At 72.7% G+C, this 17,412-nt stretch carries 14 protein-coding genes and 1 pseudogene; 9 read left to right on the top strand and 6 right to left on the bottom strand.

Annotation, left to right across the window (positions count from 1 at the left end; translation table 11 throughout):
- Nucleotides 1–28: 28 nt before the first annotated feature.
- Both AC3ET4_RS21530 and AC3ET4_RS21525 read right to left on the bottom strand, forming a co-directional pair.
- Nucleotides 29–1,258, bottom strand: a complete 1,230-nt coding sequence (locus AC3ET4_RS21530; protein ID WP_431951830.1) for a polyamine ABC transporter substrate-binding protein — start codon at nt 1,256–1,258, stop codon at nt 29–31.
- A gap of 88 nt (nt 1,259–1,346) precedes the next feature.
- Entirely contained in the window at nt 1,347–2,864 is a 1,518-nt protein-coding gene (locus tag AC3ET4_RS21525; protein ID WP_431951828.1) for a gamma-aminobutyraldehyde dehydrogenase, read from the bottom strand.
- A gap of 288 nt (nt 2,865–3,152) precedes the next feature.
- Here AC3ET4_RS21525 and AC3ET4_RS21520 point away from each other — a divergent pair, with 288 nt between their 5' ends.
- A complete protein-coding gene (locus AC3ET4_RS21520) occupies nt 3,153–4,880 on the top strand; it encodes a PucR family transcriptional regulator (protein ID WP_431951826.1) in 1,728 nt (575 codons plus the stop codon).
- A 15-nt stretch (nt 4,881–4,895) separates the two neighbouring features.
- Here AC3ET4_RS21520 and AC3ET4_RS21515 read toward each other — a convergent pair whose 3' ends face one another.
- Nucleotides 4,896–5,873: a DUF4190 domain-containing protein gene (locus AC3ET4_RS21515; protein ID WP_431951824.1), complete on the bottom strand. Its 978-nt coding sequence runs from the start codon at nt 5,871–5,873 to the stop codon at nt 4,896–4,898.
- A gap of 639 nt (nt 5,874–6,512) precedes the next feature.
- Here AC3ET4_RS21515 and AC3ET4_RS21510 point away from each other — a divergent pair.
- Both AC3ET4_RS21510 and AC3ET4_RS21505 read left to right on the top strand, forming a co-directional pair.
- On the top strand, nt 6,513–7,547 hold the full coding sequence (locus tag AC3ET4_RS21510) for an adenosine deaminase (RefSeq protein ID WP_431951822.1): 1,035 nt from the start codon (nt 6,513–6,515) through the stop codon (nt 7,545–7,547).
- A complete protein-coding gene (locus AC3ET4_RS21505) occupies nt 7,535–8,197 on the top strand; it encodes a glycerophosphodiester phosphodiesterase (RefSeq protein WP_431951820.1) in 663 nt (220 codons plus the stop codon). Before AC3ET4_RS21510 ends, AC3ET4_RS21505 begins: the two co-directional genes overlap by 13 nt.
- A gap of 38 nt (nt 8,198–8,235) precedes the next feature.
- Here AC3ET4_RS21505 and AC3ET4_RS21500 read toward each other — a convergent pair whose 3' ends face one another.
- Both AC3ET4_RS21500 and AC3ET4_RS21495 read right to left on the bottom strand, forming a co-directional pair.
- Complete coding sequence (locus AC3ET4_RS21500; protein ID WP_431951818.1) at nt 8,236–8,736, bottom strand: hypothetical protein; 501 nt, start codon at nt 8,734–8,736, stop codon at nt 8,236–8,238.
- 104 nt (nt 8,737–8,840) lie between these two features.
- Nucleotides 8,841–10,277, bottom strand: a complete 1,437-nt coding sequence (locus AC3ET4_RS21495) for a gamma-aminobutyraldehyde dehydrogenase (protein WP_431951816.1) — start codon at nt 10,275–10,277, stop codon at nt 8,841–8,843.
- A gap of 179 nt (nt 10,278–10,456) precedes the next feature.
- On the opposite strand from AC3ET4_RS21495, the gene AC3ET4_RS21490 reads away from it, so the two are divergent.
- The 6 genes from AC3ET4_RS21490 (at nt 10,457) to AC3ET4_RS21465 (ending at nt 16,768) form a co-directional block, all read left to right on the top strand.
- Nucleotides 10,457–10,945 carry an Lrp/AsnC family transcriptional regulator gene (locus AC3ET4_RS21490; protein WP_431951814.1) on the top strand — a complete coding sequence of 163 codons (489 nt, stop codon included), beginning with the start codon at nt 10,457–10,459 and terminating at the stop codon, nt 10,943–10,945.
- Nucleotides 10,946–10,947: 2 nt separating this feature from the next.
- Nucleotides 10,948–12,309, top strand: a complete 1,362-nt coding sequence (locus AC3ET4_RS21485; RefSeq protein ID WP_431951812.1) for an aspartate aminotransferase family protein — start codon at nt 10,948–10,950, stop codon at nt 12,307–12,309.
- A gap of 284 nt (nt 12,310–12,593) precedes the next feature.
- The gene (locus AC3ET4_RS21480) at nt 12,594–13,319 is read left to right on the top strand and encodes an ABC transporter ATP-binding protein (protein WP_431951810.1); all 726 of its coding nucleotides are present in this window, start codon (nt 12,594–12,596) and stop codon (nt 13,317–13,319) included.
- The gene (locus AC3ET4_RS21475; RefSeq protein WP_431951808.1) at nt 13,301–14,446 is read left to right on the top strand and encodes a hypothetical protein; all 1,146 of its coding nucleotides are present in this window, start codon (nt 13,301–13,303) and stop codon (nt 14,444–14,446) included. The genes AC3ET4_RS21480 and AC3ET4_RS21475 overlap by 19 nt, the downstream gene beginning before the upstream one ends.
- Before the next feature lie 120 nt (nt 14,447–14,566).
- Nucleotides 14,567–15,676, top strand: a complete 1,110-nt coding sequence (locus tag AC3ET4_RS21470) for an LOG family protein (protein ID WP_431951806.1) — start codon at nt 14,567–14,569, stop codon at nt 15,674–15,676.
- Nucleotides 15,677–15,982: 306 nt separating this feature from the next.
- The gene (locus tag AC3ET4_RS21465; RefSeq protein ID WP_431951804.1) at nt 15,983–16,768 is read left to right on the top strand and encodes a GNAT family N-acetyltransferase; all 786 of its coding nucleotides are present in this window, start codon (nt 15,983–15,985) and stop codon (nt 16,766–16,768) included.
- A gap of 14 nt (nt 16,769–16,782) precedes the next feature.
- Here AC3ET4_RS21465 and AC3ET4_RS21460 read toward each other — a convergent pair.
- A pseudogene (locus AC3ET4_RS21460) lies at nt 16,783–17,052 on the bottom strand (ATP-binding protein); the annotation flags it as partial.
- Between the last annotated feature and the right edge of the window lie 360 nt (nt 17,053–17,412).

Here is a 17,412-nt window from a genome sequence, read left to right as displayed (position 1 = left end):
TCGTCAGATCCCTAACTGCGGTGGCCGGTCAGGCGCCGATGAGCTTGGCGAAGGTGTCCTCGAAGGCGGTCTCCTCCTTGGCGGAGAGCGACCGGAAAGGATGTGCCTTCGCATTCATCTCCGCGTTGGGAATGATCAGCGGGTTGTCGGCCACGTCCTCGTCGATCTTGAGGAGCTCCTCGTACACGCCGGCGCAGGGGGTGATGTAGTTGACCCATGCCGCGAGCTCCGCGGCGATCTCCGGCCGGTAGTACCAGTCGATCAGCAGCTCGGCGTTCTTGAGGTGCCTGGAGCCCGCGGGGACCAGCATGTTGTCGGTGGAGTAGAGGTATCCGGCGGGCGGGATCACAAACTTGATCTCGGGGTTGTCGGCCTGGAGCTGGACGAGGTCCCCGGCCCAGGCCACGCAGGCGGCGATGTTCCCCGAGGCGAGACCGTCGGTGTACTCGTTGCCGGTGAACTGGCGGATCTGCTTGCCGTCCACGGCCTTCTGGATGCGGGCCACGGCCGCGTCGAAGTCGTCCGCGGTGAAGGACTCGGGCCGTCTGCCCATGTCCAGCAAAGTCATGCCTATGGTGTCGCGCATCTCGCTGAGCATCGCCACGCGGCCCTTGAGGTCGGGGTCGTCCAGCAGTTGGGAGACACTGCCGACCTTCTTCCCCTTGGTGGCCTTCTCGTTGTAGGCGATGACGGTGGCGATGCCCTGCCAGGGGTAGGAGTGGGCGCGCCCGGGGTCCCAGTCGGGGTTGCGGAATCGCTGCTCCAGGTTGGTGAACGCGTGCGGCAGGTAGGTGGGGTCCAGCGGCTGGGCCCACCCCAGGCGGATCATGCGGGCGGCCATCCAGTCGGTGAGGACGACCAGGTCGCGGCCGGTGGACTGGCCGGCGGCGAGCTGCGGCTTGATCTTGGCGAAGAACTCGACGTTGTCGGTGATGTCGTCGCTGTACTTGACCTTGATCCCGGTCTTCCTCTCGAAGGCCTCCAGGGTCGGCATGTGCTTCTCGTCGTCGCTCATGTCGATGTAGAGCTGCCAGTTCGAGAAGACGAGCGACTTGTCCCGGTCGGACAGGTCGTCGCTTTTGAGCCCGCCCTGGTTCCTGGTCGCGGCGGGGATGCCGCAGGCGGACAGCGCCCCGGCGCCCGCGACGGCGAGACCGGCGCCGAGCACCCGGCGCCGGCTGAGGGATGCCCTCCCGTTGGTCAGGCTGCGTTCCCACGCTGTGCGTACGGGCTCGGACAGGCCCTCGAACATCTCCATTGCGGCGGCCTCCAGGGACGGTGGTACGGGGCACGGAAGGGGCTACCGGGCCGGTGGGGACGGTCCCGGAGGGGCGGGCGGCCGGGGGTCAGCGGCCGCCGAAGACCGTGCGGTGCCAGCTCTTCCTGGCGACCGCCGTATTGTCGTACATCACGTGCTTGACCTGCGTGTACTCCTCCAGGGAGTACGCCGACATGTCCTTGCCGTACCCGGAGGCCCGGTACCCCCCGTGCGGCATCTCGCTGATGATCGGGATGTGGTCGTTGACCCAGACGCATCCCGCCTTGATCTCGCGGGTGGCCCGGCCCGCGCGGAAGACGTCACGCGTCCACGCCGACGCGGCCAGACCATACGGCGTGTCGTTGGCCAGGGCCAGTCCCTCGTCATCGCTGTCGAACGGCAGCACCACCAGGACGGGCCCGAAGACCTCCGACTGGACGATCTCGCTGTCCTGCGCCGCGCCGGTGACCAGGGTGGGCCGGTAGAAGGCGCCGGGCGAGGCGGGGGCGTCGCCGCCGGTGACGACCGTGGCGTAGGAGCGGGCCCGCCCCACGAAGCCGGCGACGCGGTCGCGCTGGGCGTGCGAGACGAGGGGGCCGAGGTCGGTGTCTGCGTCGAAGGGGTCGCCGACGCGGATGCCCGAGAAGAGGTCGGCGACACCGGCGACGAAGGCGTCGTAGAGGGGGCGCTGCACATAGGCGCGGGTGGCGGCGGTGCAGTCCTGACCGGTGTTGATCAGGGCGCCGGCGACCGCGCCGTGGACGGCCGCCTCCAGGTCGGCGTCGTCGAAGACGACGAAGGGCGCCTTGCCGCCCAGCTCCAGGTGCAGCCGCTTGACGGTGCCGGTGGCGATCTCCGCGACGCGCCTGCCGACCGCGGTGGAGCCGGTGAAGGAGGTCATGGCGACGTCCGGATGGCCCACCAGGTGCTCGCCCGCCTCCTTGCCGGCGCCGGCGACCACGTTGACCACGCCCGCCGGGATGCCCGCCTCGGTCGCCGCCTCGGCGAACATCAGCGAGGTCAGCGGCGTCAGTTCGGCCGGCTTGAGCACAATGGTGTTGCCCGCGGCGATCGCCGGAAGGACCTTCCAGGCGGCCATCTGCAACGGGTAGTTCCACGGCGTGATGGAACTCACCACGCCCACGGGCTCGCGCCGCACATAGGAGGTGTGGTCGCCGGAGTACTCCCCCGCCGCCCTGCCCTCCAGATGGCGGGCGGCGCCCGCGAAGAACGCGGTGTTGTCGACGGTGCCCGGGACGTCGAACTCCGTGGTCAGCCGGAGCGGCTTGCCGCACTGGAGCGACTCGGCGTACGCGAACTCGGCGGCCCGCCCGGCGAGGACGCCGGCGAAGCGGTGCATGGCGTCGGATCGTTCACCGGGAGTGGCGCCGGCCCAGCCGGGCAGCGCCCAAGCGGCGGCGGCGACCGCGGCGTCCACGTCGCCGGGGCCGGCCAGGTCGTAGGAGTACACGGTCTCGCCCGTCGCCGGGGCGACCACGGGGTGCGGCCGGCCGGAGGTGCCGACGCACAGGGTGCCGTCGATGTACTGGGCCCCCGCGGCGAAACGCTCCCGCACGTCGAACACGCCGTTCGCGCTGAGGTCCATCGTCTTCTCCTCGCACTCCCTCGGCGGCGTGGCTAAAGCCTGGATTGGTGGATGATCCTGACAGAGGAGGCTCACCCCAACAAGTGATTCCGTTGTTGCCTTTTGGTTACGCGACGAATTCTGTGTCATCTTCGGGGCGCGGCAGACCGGCCGGGGGACGCTGCCGGGCGCCGCGTCCGGCAGTGTCCGCCGGGCGGCGGTCACGTCGCATGCCGCGTCACGGGGGCCTTCACGCAGTGGGGTTACCGTGGCACGGCATCCGCCCCGCTCCGCCGCCGGAGGTCACCCGTGTTCCCCACCGTCGCCGAGGTCCTGGAACTGGACGTGCTCCGAAGGGGAGCGCCGCAGGTCGTCGCGGGCTCCGGCGGGCTCCGGCGCCCGGTGCGCTGGGTGCACGTCAGCGAACTGGCCGACATCGCCGGCATGCTGCGCGGGGGCGAGCTGGTGCTCACCACCGGCGTGATGCTGCCCGACGACAAGGAGGCGCTGGCACGCTACATCGACGGCCTCGCCGACGTCGGCGCGGCGGGCCTCGTCGTCGAGCTGGGCCGGCGCTACGCGGACGCCCTGCCCCTCCCCCTCGTGCGGGCCGCAGGGCGGCGCGGGCTGCCGCTCGTGGTCCTGCGCGCCGAGGTGCGCTTCGTCGCGGTGACCGAGGCCGTCCACGCCCTCGTCGTCGACGCCCAGTTGACCGAGCTGCGGGCCTCGGAGGCGGTGCACCAGACCTTCAACGAGCTGTCCGTCGAGGGCGCCGAGCCCGACGAGGTCGTCCGGGAGGTGGCCCGGATGGCGGGCGCGCCCGTCGTCCTGGAGAACCTCTCGCACCAGGTGCTCGCCTTCGACTCCGCGGGCCAGGACCCCGAAGCCCTGCTCGACGGCTGGGAACGGCGCAGCCGCGGCGTGCACCCGGCCGGCCGCACCGGCCACGACCGGCGCACCGGCTGGCTGGTCACCGCGGTGGGGGCGCGCGGCCGGGACTGGGGCAGACTGGTGATCGTCGGCGAACCGGCGCCCGCCACGGCGCCGGACCCGATCGAACGCCCGCACCGCCACGGGGTGCTGCTGGAGCGGGGGGCCGCCGCCCTCGCGCTCAACCGGCTGCTGCAGCGCGACCGGGAGTCCCTGGAGCGGCAGACCCACCGCACCCTGCTCTCCGGCATCCTCACCCATGCCCTGACCGTCTCCGACGTGGCGCTGCGCGCCCGGGCGCTCGGGGTGCCGCTGGAGGGCCGGCGGCTGGTCGGCGTCATGCTGCGGCTGCGCGGCGGACCCGCCTCAGCCGCGCTGGAGGCGCAGGCCAGGCTGCGGGACTTCACCGAGACGGCGGCCCAGGCCGTACGCGAGCGGGGGCTGACGGCGCTCACCGCGCCCCTCGACGACGGCGCGGTCGGCGTGCTGGTCTCGCTCGGCGCCTCCGACCACGAGCACACCGCGCTGGAGGACTTCGCCGCCGCGCTGACCCGGCTGACCGACCCCGCCCGGGACGGCGGACCCGCCTTCCTCATGGCGGCCGGTTCCTCGGTCGGCTCCCTGCGCGACGCCCGCCGCACCCTGCTGGAGGCGGCACAGGTCGCGGACGCCGCGATGCACGGCGGGCGCGGCGAAGGGGGCGGGGCACAGCCCCTCACCCCGGGGGTGGTGGCGGGCGGCGGGCGCGGAGCGGGAGGCGTGAGGGGCGGCGGGCGGGCGTACTACCGACTGCCGGACGTCCGGCTGCGCGGGCTGCTCCACCTCCTGCGCGACGACGCGCGGCTGCAGACGTACGTCGAGCGCGAGCTCGGCCCGCTGCTCGCCCACGACGCCGAGCACGGGAAGGATCTGGTCCGGATCCTCACCGCCTACCTGGACGCCGGCCGCAACAAGTCGGCCGCGGCCGAGGCCGCGCATCTGTCGCGGCCCTCATTCTACGACCGGCTGCACCGCGTCGAACGCGTCCTCGGCGTCGACCTGGACCAGGTCGAGTCCTGTCTCTCGCTGCACGTGGCCCTGCTGGCGCTGGACGCGGTGCGGCGCTGAACCGCGGCGCCGGCCCTACGGCACGTCCAGGTGCCAGTAGGTGTAGTCGTACGCGTAGCCGGGTGCGACCTCGACCTGGAAGAGGCCGTCCTCGTCGTCCATCGGTACGACCACGGTGACCTCCGCGGTCGTGCGCTCGCCGGCCTCCAGCTCGCCGGACAGGCCGCGGCCTGCCGACAGGTTCGGCAGGCTCTCCTCCTCCTCGTCGGCCGGATAGGCGGAGATCTCGCTCTCGCTGAGGTCCGCGGTGTCGTCGCCGGTGTTCACCACCTCGACGGTGAAGGTGACGGCGGTGCCCTCCCCGGCCAGGCCGGTGGGCAGGCCCTCGGCAGGGCGGGCGTCGGTCAGCGTGACGCGGACCCCGTCCTCGTAGACGGCGGTGCCGCCCTCGCCCAGCGGCTCCGCCCAGTCGCCGTTCCGGGACGTGATGAGATCGCCGCCCGGCCCGTCGAACCAGCCATTGTTGATTCCGTTGACGGCCAGGGCGATCATCGCGGCCGACAGGACGATGGAGACCGCCCCGAGGATCAGGCCGGTCATCGCCTGTGCCCGGTTGGTCGCCTCGCCGCGCCGGGTGAACCGCAGTCCGACGATGCCGCAGACGACGGCCGCGATGCCGAGCGGGAGGCCGAGGAAGGCCCCGAAGCAGGACACCGCCAGGACGGCGCCCACGATGGCCAGGACCATCGCCGTCACGCCGACGCCGTTGCGGGCGGGGGGCGGCGGCGCCCACCCGCCGTACGGGTCCATCCCGTAGCCGGGGTGGGTGGGGTAGCCGGGGTGGGCCGGGTACGCGGGGTAACCGGGCGGCCCGGAGTGCCCGGGGTAGGCGGGGAAGGCGGGGAAGGCGGGGAAGCCGGGCCCGCCGGGGTGGGGCGGCTGCGGGGGCACGGCCGCCGCGTCCGGCGCGGGCGGCGCCCACGGATCGCGCGGCTGCGCGTCCGGCCCGGGCGCGGGCGCGCCCTCGGGCACCGGGCGCTTGGTCAACTCCACGTGCTCCTGCGGCGGCTGCGGGACGGGCGGCGCCCAGGGGTGGTATCCGGCCGGCGCGCCGGGTTGCCCGTATCCGGGAGCCGTGGGCACCGGCGGCGCCCACGGATCGCGCGGCCCTGGCACCCCGAAGGGCGGCACGGCGGGCGCGGCAGGCGCGGCAGGCACGGCGGGCGCCGCAGGCACGCCAGGCGCCGCAGGCACGCCAGGCGCCGCAGGAGCAGCGGGCGCCGCAGGCACGGCGGGCGCCGCAGGCACGCCAGGCGCCGCAGGCACGGCGGGCGCCGCAGGAGCAGCGGGCGCCGCAGGAGCAGCGGGCGCCGCAGGCACGGCGGGCGACCCGCCTTCCGTGCCCGCGCCATCCACGGGCGCCGCGCTTCCGGGCGCCTCCCTGTCCCCGGCCGGGGCGGTGCCGGAGTCGGCGTCCGCCGGGGCCGCCGGGGCCGCCGAGGGCGGCGACGGGAGCGCCGCTGCGGGGGTTTCGCTCGCGGCGTCGAGCGGCGTCGGGTTCTCGGCTTCGTGGGACATCGCTGCCTTCCTGATGACTACGTCGGGCAATGCTATGGCCTGCGACAACACCGAACAGGGGCATTTTCACGTTTACGATGGCGGTTGCCGACGACCCCGCAGGAGGTTCACCGCATGCCCGACACCGCGTCATCCCTCGACGCCTTCATCGCGGGGCTCCCCAAGGCCGAACTGCACGTGCACCACGTCGGCTCGGCCTCTCCGCGCATCGTGGCGGAGCTCGCCGCGCGGCACCCGGATTCCCGGGTGCCCGCCGACCCCGCCGCTCTCGCCGAGTACTTCAGCTTCCGGGACTTCGCCCACTTCATCGAGGTCTACCTGTCCGTCGTCGACCTGGTCCGCGACGCGGAGGACGTGCGCCTGCTGACGTACGAGGTCGCCCGCGACATGGCGCGGCAGAACATCCGTTACGCGGAGCTGACCGTGACCCCGTACAGCTCGGTCCGCCGGGGCATCCCGGATGGGGCCTTCGTCGAGGCGATCGAGGACGCCCGCAAGGCGGCCGAGTCGGAGCTCGGCGTCGTGCTGCGCTGGTGCTTCGACATCCCGGGCGAGGCGGGGCTGGCCTCCGCCGAGGAGACCGCGCGCATCGCCACCGAGCTGCAGCCGGAGGGGCTGGTCAGCTTCGGGCTGGGCGGGCCCGAGATCGGGGTGCCGCGCCCCCAGTTCAAGCCGTACTTCGACCGTGCCCGCGCGGTCGGCCTGCACAGCGTGCCGCACGCGGGCGAGACCACCGGTCCGCAGACGATCTGGGACGCGCTGCGCGAACTGGGCGCCGAGCGCATCGGCCACGGCACCAGCGCCACCCAGGACCCTCGTCTGCTGGAGCACCTGGCCGAGCACCGCATCCCGCTGGAGGTCTGCCCGACCTCCAACATCGCCACCCGCGCCGTCGCCACGCTCGACGAGCACCCCGTCAAGGAGATGGCGGCCGCGGGCGTGCTCGTCACCGTGGGCAGCGACGACCCGCCCATGTTCGGCACCGACCTCAACACCGAGTACGCGGTGGTGGCACGGCTGCTGCGGCTCGACGAGGGCGGCCTGGCCCAGCTCGCCAGGAACGCCGTCGAGGCCTCCTTCCTCGACGCCCCCGGCAAGGCGAAGCTCACCGCCGAGATCGACTCCTACCTGGCCGGATGGCAGCACTAGCGATCGCCCACCGCGGCGACCCCTACCGCCACCGCGAGAACACCCTGCCCTCGCTGCGCAGCGCGCTGCGCGCGGGGGCGGACACGGTGGAGATGGACGTACGGCTGACCCGCGACCAGGTGCCGGTGCTGCTCCACGACCCCAGCCTCAAGCGGCTGTGGGGCGTGGGGTCGGCGGTGGCCGACCTCACGGCGGACCGGCTGCCGCCGGGCGTCCCGACGCTGTACGAGGCGCTGACCGCGGTCCGCGGCTGCCGGGCGCTGATCGACCTCGCCCTGCCGGAGTCCGCGGGCCCGGTGCTGGCCGCGGTCCGGGACGCGGGCGCCGCGGACCGTACGTACTACTGCGGCGAGACGGCCGCCGTGCTGGCGCTGCGCGACGGTGACCCGGCCGCCGAGATCGCGCTGACCTGGAAGACCTCCGCGCCCGTGCCGCCACTGCTGCTGACGCGGCTGCGGCCGCGCTGGATCAACCTGCGCTTCGGGCTGGTGGACGCGCCCGTGGTGGCGTGGGCGCACGGCGAGGGCCTGTGGGTCGGCGCGTGGACGGTGGACCTGCGCCGGACGATGCGGCGGCTGCTACGCCTCGGCGTGGACGCCGTGACCAGCAACCGCATCGGCGTGCTGCGCGCGGAGCTCGACGGCCCTTGAAGCGTGCGCGGACCGCGGTCCGCGCACGCCGCGGTCCGTCAGACGCCGGCCGGCTGGGCGGGCGCCGCGGTGGCGCTCTCCAACCGCTTGATCAACCGCCGCAGGGCCAGCAGCGGCACCATGCCGAAGACGCCGAAGGCCATGTCGACCGGCATCCACCACAGCGGCAGGCCGCGCAGCGGGATGCAGATCGCGGCCAGCGGGACGATCCCGACGCAGGCGATCATGGCCCACTCGACGACCCAGACGTTGCGCACCGGGTCGCGCCAGACGCCGTAGAAGGCCACGGCGATCACCAGGTGGGCGAAGGCCAGCCAGTCCGTGCCGTAGAAAAGGAAGGGGTAGGTCGCGTCGGTGGTGTCCAGCGCCTCCCTCACACGTGACATCCAGTCACCGACCGCCCCGGGAAGGCCCCAACCGTCCACCCAGCGCACCTCCTGCGCCAGCGGGAACGCGGTCACGCCGCTCAGCACCAGGCCCACCACGAAGACAACGAGCCAGGCCCGTATGCGCTGTTCGAGAGATCTTCGATCCTCCATACCGGCAGCGTACGCGCGCACGCCGCGGCCCCGGACGCGGGGGTCGCGCCGGGGCCGTGGCGGGGCTGTTGCAGGGCTGCGGCGGGGGCTCGCCCCCTCGTGCGTCAGCCGTCCAGGGACGTCATGACGTGCTTGACGCGCGTGTAGTCCTCGAAGCCGTAGGCGGACAGGTCCTTGCCGTAGCCGGACTTCTTGAAACCGCCGTGCGGCATCTCGGCGACCAGCGGGATGTGGGTGTTGATCCACACGCAGCCGAAGTCGAGGCGCTTGGACATGCGCATCGCACGGGCGTGGTCCTTGGTCCACACCGAGGAGGCCAGCGCGTACTCCACGCCGTTGGCCCACTCGACGGCCTGGTCCTCGTCGGAGAAGGACTGGACGGTGATGACCGGGCCGAAGACCTCGTTCTGGATGATCTCGTCGTCCTGCCTGAGTCCGGAGACGACGGTGGGGGCGTAGAAGTAGCCCTTCTCGCCGACCCGGTGGCCGCCGGCCACGACCTTCGCGTGCGCCGGCAGGCGCTCGATGTAGCCGGCGACCTGGGCGAGCTGGTTGGCGTTGTTCAGCGGGCCGTAGAGCACGTCCTCGTCGTCCGGGGCGCCGGTCTTGGTGTCGGCGGCGGTCTTGGCCAGCTGCGCCACGAACTCGTCGTGGATCGACTCGTGGACCAGGACGCGGGTGGCGGCGGTGCAGTCCTGGCCGGCGTTGAAGTAGCCCGCGACGGCGATGTCCTCGACCGCCTTCGCGATGTCGGTGTCCTGGAAGACCACGACCGGGGCCTTGCCGCCGAGTTCGAGGTGGACCCGCTTGACGTCCTTGGCGGCGCTGCCGGCCACCTGGATGCCGGCGCGGACCGAGCCGGTGATGGAGGCCATCGCCGGGGTCGGGTGCTCGACCATCAGCCGGCCCGTCTCACGGTCGCCGCACACGACGTTGAAGACACCCTCGGGCAGGATCCCTGCGATGATCTCGGCGATCAGCACGGTGGAGGCCGGGGTGGTGTCCGAGGGCTTGAGCACCACCGTGTTGCCCGCGGCGATCGCCGGCGCGAACTTCCACACGGCCATCATCATCGGGTAGTTCCACGGGGCGACCTGGGCGCAGACGCCGACCGGCTCCCGGCGGACGATCGAGGTCATGCCCTCCATGTACTCGCCGGCCGAGCGGCCCTCGAGCATGCGGGCGGCGCCCGCGAAGAAGCGGATCTGGTCGACCATCGGAGGGATCTCCTCGCTGGCCGTCAGCCCGATCGGCTTGCCGGTGTTCTCGCTCTCGACGGCGACCAGCTCGTCCGCGCGCGCCTCGAAGGCGTCCGCGATCTTCAGCAGGGCCCTCTGGCGCTCCGAGGGCGTCGTGTCGCGCCAGGCCGGGAAGGCGGCCGCGGCGGCGGCCATGGCCGCGTCGACATCGGCGGCGGCGGAGAGCGGCGCGGTCGCGTAGACCTCACCGGTGGCGGGGTTCACCACGTCGGTGGTGCGCCCGTCGGCGGCATCGCGGAATTCTCCGTTGATGTGGTTGCGCAAGATACGGAGCTCGCCCACTGCACCTCTCCCTGTCCTGTCCGATGTGTGAGACGGACTCCAGCCTACCGGCAGCACTGCCGTATTCGACATAGCCGAAACTCCGAAACAACAGATTCCGCGCGAACAGAACCTGTAAACCACGGATTTCATCGATCAGGGGTTGCATGACGGCTGACCTCTCGTGCAGAGTGGGGGGCGTGGCCACTCGTACTCCGGATCACAGGGGCGGCAACGCCGGCCTCGTGATCGATTCCGTCTCCAAAGCGATCATCGAGCAGCTCCAGGAGGACGGCAGGCGTCCCTACGCCGCCATCGGCAAGGCCGTGGGCCTGTCGGAGGCGGCCGTGCGCCAGCGCGTCCAGAAACTGCTCGACCAGGGCGTCATGCAGATCGTCGCCGTCACCGACCCGCTCACCGTGGGCTTCCGGCGGCAGGCGATGGTCGGCATCAACGTCGAGGGCGACGTCGAGCACGTCGCCGACGCGCTCGCGGCGATGGGGGAGGTCGAGTACGTCGTCGTGACCGCGGGCTCCTTCGACCTGCTGATCGAGATCGTCTGCGAGGACGACGACCATCTCCTGGAGACGATCAACAAGCGGATCCGCACGCTGCCCGGCGTGCGGTCCACCGAGAGCTTCGTCTACCTCAAGCTGCGGAAGCAGACCTACACCTGGGGAACCAGATAGCCATGAGCGCGGACCTTTCCAAGACCGCGTACGACCACCTGTGGATGCACTTCACCCGCATGTCGTCGTACGAGAACGCCCCTGTGCCGACCATCGTGCGCGGCGAGGGCACGTACATCTACGACGACAAGGGCAAGCGCTACATCGACGGTCTGGCGGGGCTGTTCGTGGTCAACGCCGGCCACGGCCGCGTGGAACTCGCGGAGACCGCCTACAAGCAGGCCCAGGAGCTCGCCTTCTTCCCGGTGTGGAGCTACGCCCACCCCAAGGCGGTCGAGCTCGCCGAGCGCCTCGCCGGCCACGCCCCCGGCGACCTCGACAAGGTCTTCTTCACCACCGGCGGCGGTGAGGCCGTCGAGACCGCCTGGAAGCTCGCCAAGCAGTACTTCAAGCTCACCGGCCGGCCGACCAAGTACAAGGTCGTCTCGCGTGCCGTCGCCTACCACGGCACTCCGCAGGGCGCCCTGTCCATCACCGGTCTGCCGGGCCTCAAGGCACCCTTCGAGCCGCTGGTCCCCGGCGCCCGCAAGGTGCCCAACACCAACATCTACCGCGCGCCGCTCTTCGGCGACGACCCCGAGGCCTTCGGCCGCTGGGCCGCCGACCAGATCGAGCAGGAGATCCTCTTCGAGGGCCCGGAAACCGTCGCGGCCGTCTTCCTGGAGCCGGTGCAGAACGCCGGCGGCTGCTTCCCGCCGCCGCCCGGCTACTTCCAGCGGGTCCGCGAGATCTGCGACCGGTACGACGTGCTGCTCGTCTCCGACGAGGTCATCTGCGCCTTCGGACGGCTCGGCACGATGTTCGGCTGCGACAAGTTCGGCTACGTCCCGGACATGATCACCTGTGCCAAGGGCATGACCTCGGGCTACTCCCCCATCGGCGCGTGCATCATCTCCGACCGCGTCGCCGAGCCCTTCTACCGGGGCGACAACACCTTCCTGCACGGCTACACCTTCGGCGGCCACCCGGTGTCGGCGGCGGTCGCCCTGGCGAACCTCGACATCTTCGAGCGCGAGCAGCTCAACCAGCACGTCCTCGACAACGAGGGCGCCTTCCGCGCCACCCTGGAGAAGCTGAAGGATTTGCCGATCGTCGGCGACGTCCGCGGCAACGGCTACTTCTACGGCATCGAACTGGTGAAGGACAAGGCCACCAAGGAGACCTTCACCGACGAGGAGACCGAGCGCGTCCTGTACGGCTTCCTCAGCAAGGCGCTCTTCGAGAACGGCCTCTACTGCCGCGCGGACGACCGCGGGGACCCGGTCGTCCAGCTCGCGCCGCCGCTGATCGCCGACCAGTCGACGTTCGACGAGATCGAGGGCGTCCTGCGCACCGTCCTCACCGAGGCGTGGACCAAGCTCTGACCGCTCCTTGCCGAGGACCGGTCGCGTCCGGGGCGCCACCGGCGCGCCCCGGACGCTGGGAGCGCCCCCGGCGGCCGGCACCGCCCGCGCGCCCCTTCGGCGCACTCGGCGACAGCGGCCACGGGACCGGGGCGGGAAGCCGGGGAAACGGGGGAGACCGCGCCGAGGCGTAGTCCGCACGGGTGGCCACGCCCGGCGAAAGGCGGCCGGTGACGGCGGGACAGGGCGGTGGGGCGCATACGGTGCGCAGTGACCCGGACTCCCCGCGTTCGTCGGAGGCCCATGTGAACCCACCCGACAACGACGTGCTGTGGGCCCGCGGCCTGCACCACACGCACGACCGCTCACCCGCCCTGCTCGGCGTGTCCCTCGGCGTGCGGGAGGGCGAGATCCTCGGCGTCCTCGGCGCGCACGGCGCCGGAAAGACCACCTTGCTGCGCTGCCTGTCCGGCGAACTCCTCCCCGAGCAGGGCGAGGTGTGGTTCAACGGCTCCCCCGTGCACAGCCTCGGCACGGCCGCCCGCGAGCGGCTGCGCCGCGAGCGCTTCGGCTGGGTCGGCAGCAGCCCCCAGCTGCTGCCCGAACTGACCGTCCGGGAGAACACCGCGCTGCCGCTGCTTCTGTGCGGCGTCCCCTACCGCACGGCCCGCACCGCCGCTCAGGAGTGGCTGGACCGGCTGGACCTCGGCGGTGTGGCCCGCAGGCGCCCGGACCGGCTGCTCCAGGCCGAGCGCCAGCGCGTGGCGATCGCCCGCGCCCTGGTCAACCGGCCTTCCGTGGTCCTCGCCGACGAACCGACCGCTCCGCTGCACCGCGCGGACAGCGCCCAGGTGCTGCGCATGCTGACCAGCGCCGCACGTTCGCACGGCATCGCCTTGCTGCTGGCGTCCGACGACCCCGAGGTCGTCTCCCTCGCCGACCGGGTGGTCACCCTCGTCGACGGCCGGCTCGCCGCCGGCATGCCGCACCAGGAGCGGGAGGAAGCCGACTCGTGCTCAGCCTCCGTGTAGCCCTCGGTTCCCGGCCGGACGTACTGCTGCGCCGGCTGCTCGTCGTCGCCGCGGCCGCGGGCACGGGGTTTCTGCTGCTCGCCGTGCTCGGGCACGCCCTCGCGCACCCGGAGCAGGCCCCGGACGGCCTCCTCCGGCTGCTGTGGTGCGCCGTGCCGTTCGCCGCCACCGTCCATCTGTCGGTGCTGGTGGCCCGTACGGAGCCGAGCGTGCTGCGGCCGGGACTGTCCGCCGCCGGGCTCAGCCGGCGCGGACTGCCGCTGCTGGCCGCGGCCGGCTCGGCGCTCAACTGCGGTCTGGGCGCCCTGCTCGCGCTCCTGGCCTTCCTCTTCCTGCGCGGCGAGCTGCCCGGCCCGCATGTCACCGGCGCCGCCGCGGCCTTGGGCGCGGACCGGGAACTCCCGCTCGCGGGCGCGCTGACGCTGCTGGCCACGCTCCCGCCGGTCGCGGCGCTCTCGACCGCCGCCGCGCTGCGGCCGAAACGCGCCCGTCATGAGGTGCCCTCCACGCGGGAGGGCCGCACGCCCGTGGGCCTGCCGTGGGGCGTCGCCCTTGTGGCGATCGGCCTGACCGTGCAGGTCGCCTCGGCCGGGAAGGCCGCCGCCCCCGGCGGCAGGCTCCCGCTGCCCGGCGGCCTCGGCCACATCGCGGCGGCCGTCGCCGGCGGCTGGCTGCTGACGGCCGCCGGCATGGTGCTGGCCATGCCCGGCCTGATCCACCTGTGCGGGCGGCTGCTGGCGGCGCACCGGCCCGGCTCCCTGCGGCTCCTGGCGGGCCGGGCCCTCCAGGAGGAGGCGGCGCTCGTGGGCCGTCCGCTGGGCGCGCTCTGCGCGGTGGCCGCCACCGCCCTCGCCGGCAGCGACCGGGTCGGCGCCGCGACGCACCCCGTCGGACCGCTCACGGTGCTGGGTGGCCTCCTGGTCGTCCTGTCGGCGGTCGCGACCGCCCTGACCGCGACCGTGGACGCCAGGCGCGCCCGCCGTCCGGCCACCGCCGCTCTCACCCGGCTCGGAGCGCCCGCCGCGCTGCTGCGCAACGCGGCCGCCGTACGGGCCCTTTCGGTCCTCGGCGCCGTGCTGCCGCTGACCTTGCTCATCGCCCATCTGGGCACCGTCCCGCTGCCGTGACGTCCCCGCCGTCCCGAGGGGCGGCGCGCCCGCTCCGACGGCCGTACCAGGAGCCCGCCGTGCGGGGACCGGAACCCCGCCGAGACCCCCGCGGCGGGCTCCGCCGTCCCGAGGGCTAGGGTGGCGGGCGTGCAGCCGACGAGTGATCACGAGATAGAGACCCTCGAGGAGTTCGACCGCGTCGCCGCGTCGGGATCGCTGCGCGGTCAGCGCGTGCAGTCGGTCGACCTGACGGCCCGTACGCCCGCCCTGATGTCCACGGACACCTCCGAGGCCGTCTTTCTGGGCTGCGCCATGGAGCCGGAGGCGGCCGCCCACGTCCGCGCGGGCGGCGCCATGTTCTTCCCCCCGGTGCCGGACCTCCCCTTCGACCCCTACCGCGGCTCGCTCTACGGACCGGACGCGCTGTTCGAGGGCCTCTCCGAGGGGTACGAGGCGACCCCGGACGCCCGCGCCTACCAGTGGTTCCTGCGTACCCGGGGCAGCGGGGACATCTACGCCTCGATGCTGCGCGGGATCCACGACGACGCGGTCTCCGACGCCTTCGACGAACTCGTCGCGGGCGCCCGCGTCGTGGGGGTCATGGGCGGTCACGCCATGGAGCGCGGCAGCGACGCGTACGCGGACGCGGCCCGGCTCGGCCGGTCGCTGGCCCGCGCGGGCCTGACCGTGGCCACGGGCGGCGGGCCCGGCGCCATGGAGGCGGCCAACCTCGGCGCCTACGCCGCGCCCTTCGACGACGCGATGCTCCTCGATGCCCTGGAGACGGTGGCCAAGGTCCCCTCCTTCCGCCCTTCCGTCACGGACTGGGCGCGCGTCGCCTTCGACGTGCGCGACCGCTGGCCCGACGGCGGCGCCTCCATCGGCGTGCCGACGTGGTTCTACGGACACGAGCCGCCGAACGCCTTCGCCGCACACATAGCCAAGTACTTCGCCAACGCCATCCGCGAGGACGGCCTGCTGGCCCGCTGCACCGCCGGGGTGGTCTTCCTGCCGGGCGCGGCGGGCACCGTCCAGGAGGTCTTCGACACCGCCACGCCGAACTACTACGAGTCCAACGGCGCTCCGCGTCCCATGGTGCTGGTCGGCCGCGAGCACTGGACGCGGCGCCTGCCCGTCTGGCCACTTCTGCGGGCGCTCGCCGAAGGCCGCTCCATGGAGCCGCGCATCGCGCTCGTCGACTCCGTCGAGGACGTCCCGCAGGCCCTGGCGCAACTGACGCGGCGTTGACCACCCCGCCCCGGGGTGCGGTGGTGGCTCCGCAGGACGGTCACGGTCCGCGCCGCCGAGCCCGGCTGGGGGTCCAGACTCCAAAGCCGGTCCGGTTCGGGGTGCCGGGGGTCTCGTCGCCGTCCGCGCGGCGGAGGTGTCGACGGTCGGCCGCTCGAAGGGCGGCTGGCCGTCGAGGCAGGTAGGGGCAGAGGGCCAGTACCTGGTTCTGATCTCTCCGGTGGCCGGGTGAGAGAGCGCAGCCCTTGCTGGTCACGCGATGTCGACCCGCGTTTAAGCACTTGACCCGGTCCGTACGGTGTTCGAGTGAAAAACAAGCTGATCGACGAGCTCCGCACCGCGTATGACGCCCAACTCCGCGGTGTCACCCCTCCAGGCGGCAGCGCCCGCATCGAGAAGGACGGCCCCTTGACCCGCGTCGTCGGCTGGCACCGCGGCTTTGTCACGGGCCCACGCGACCTTGGTGTGCGTGGGGCAGAACTCGACGCGCTCATAGCGCGACAGCGTGACTTCTTCGCTGCCCGTGGTGAGGCGGTCGAATGGAAGACTCGCGCCCATGATCTCCCCGCCGACCTCACTGACCGGCTCACGGCGGCCGGCTTCGTCGCCGAGGACAGCGAGACCGTGCTCATCGGGCAGTCCGCGGACCTTGCCGCCGATCCCGTCCTGCCCGACGGCGTCACCCTCCGCCGTGTCACCTCCAGGTCAGACCTCCAGCGCATCGCCGCCATGGAGAGCATCGTCTGGGGCGAGGATTGGAGTTGGCTCGCCGACGACCTGGCCGCCCGGATCGAGAACGCCCCGGAGAACACCATCGTCCTCGTCGCCGAGGCACACGCCGAAGTCGTCTGTGCGGCCTGGCTGGTGTTCAAGGACGGCGTCGACTTCAGTGGCCTCTGGGGCGGCTCGACGCTCAAGGAATGGCGCGGACAGGGCATCTACCGGGCCATGGTCGCCCACCGGGCCCAACTCGCCGCTGCCCGCGGTGTCCCCTACGTCTACGTCGACGCCTCAGCCGACAGCGCCCCGATCCTCACCCGCCTCGGCCTGCACGCGGTCACCACGACGACACCGTATGTCTGGTCGCCCTGAGCGCAGCCGGCCTTCGACGGCGCCTCAGCTCGGGCTCGGGTCCCGGCGAGGCGGCGGGAGTCGGTTCCGGTCTCGAAGACGGTGCCGTTGGAACGGGAGCCGGTCGACGATCGCCGCGCAGAGCCTGGGATCGGTGAACACGTCTTGGTCCAGCCTCCGAACGACTCGTTCGAGGCCGTAGGAGACGTCGGCAACGGTTCCTCGACCAGCCGGTGGAAGATCCGGGTGACGGTGTGCCGCTGCTTGCGTGGTGCATCCAGGTCCGTCCGGAGGATCTCGTCGATCACCGGCTCGTACCGATCCGGAGCGGGGGCCCGGGGCGGCAGCTTCTCGCGTGGCTCCGGGCGGGCCGAGTCCAGTGCCTTCCCCGGTCCGTCACGTCACGCCGTGTTCGCGCTCGAGCTCTCGCATCGACATGCCGTCGCGGTGGTCACGCCGGATGACCACGTACCGCTCGACCGTCGACATCTGCGGCATGACCAGCACCTTTCGCCAGGAGCATCCCGATGCTGCCCTGGCAAAAACCCGACACCACCCGTCCGTGGAACGGGGCGCCTCCCGAACTCGTCGAGAAGCGACATCGCTACTGCTCGACAAAGCCACGTGGTGGGGGGCGCGCCCGCCCCCCCCACACCCCCCCCGGG

It is taken from the genome of Actinacidiphila sp. bgisy167 (assembly GCF_057707665.1).
Note: the sequence above shows the minus strand (reverse complement) of the source record. Positions and strands in the feature narration are given on the sequence as shown.

Bases quoted from the DNA above. Each gene is read 5' to 3' on its own strand.
- AC3ET4_RS21485 (WP_431951812.1), top strand. From the start codon at position 10,948: ATGAGCGCGGACCTTTCCAAGACCGCGTACGACCACCTGTGGATGCAC.
- AC3ET4_RS21505 (WP_431951820.1), top strand. From the start codon at position 7,535: ATGGCAGCACTAGCGATCGCCCACCGCGGCGACCCCTACCGCCACCGC.
- AC3ET4_RS21500 (WP_431951818.1), bottom strand. From the start codon at position 8,736: ATGGAGGATCGAAGATCTCTCGAACAGCGCATACGGGCCTGGCTCGTT.
- AC3ET4_RS21510 (WP_431951822.1), top strand. From the start codon at position 6,513: ATGCCCGACACCGCGTCATCCCTCGACGCCTTCATCGCGGGGCTCCCC.
- AC3ET4_RS21525 (WP_431951828.1), bottom strand. From the start codon at position 2,864: ATGGACCTCAGCGCGAACGGCGTGTTCGACGTGCGGGAGCGTTTCGCC.
- AC3ET4_RS21530 (WP_431951830.1), bottom strand. From the start codon at position 1,258: ATGGAGATGTTCGAGGGCCTGTCCGAGCCCGTACGCACAGCGTGGGAA.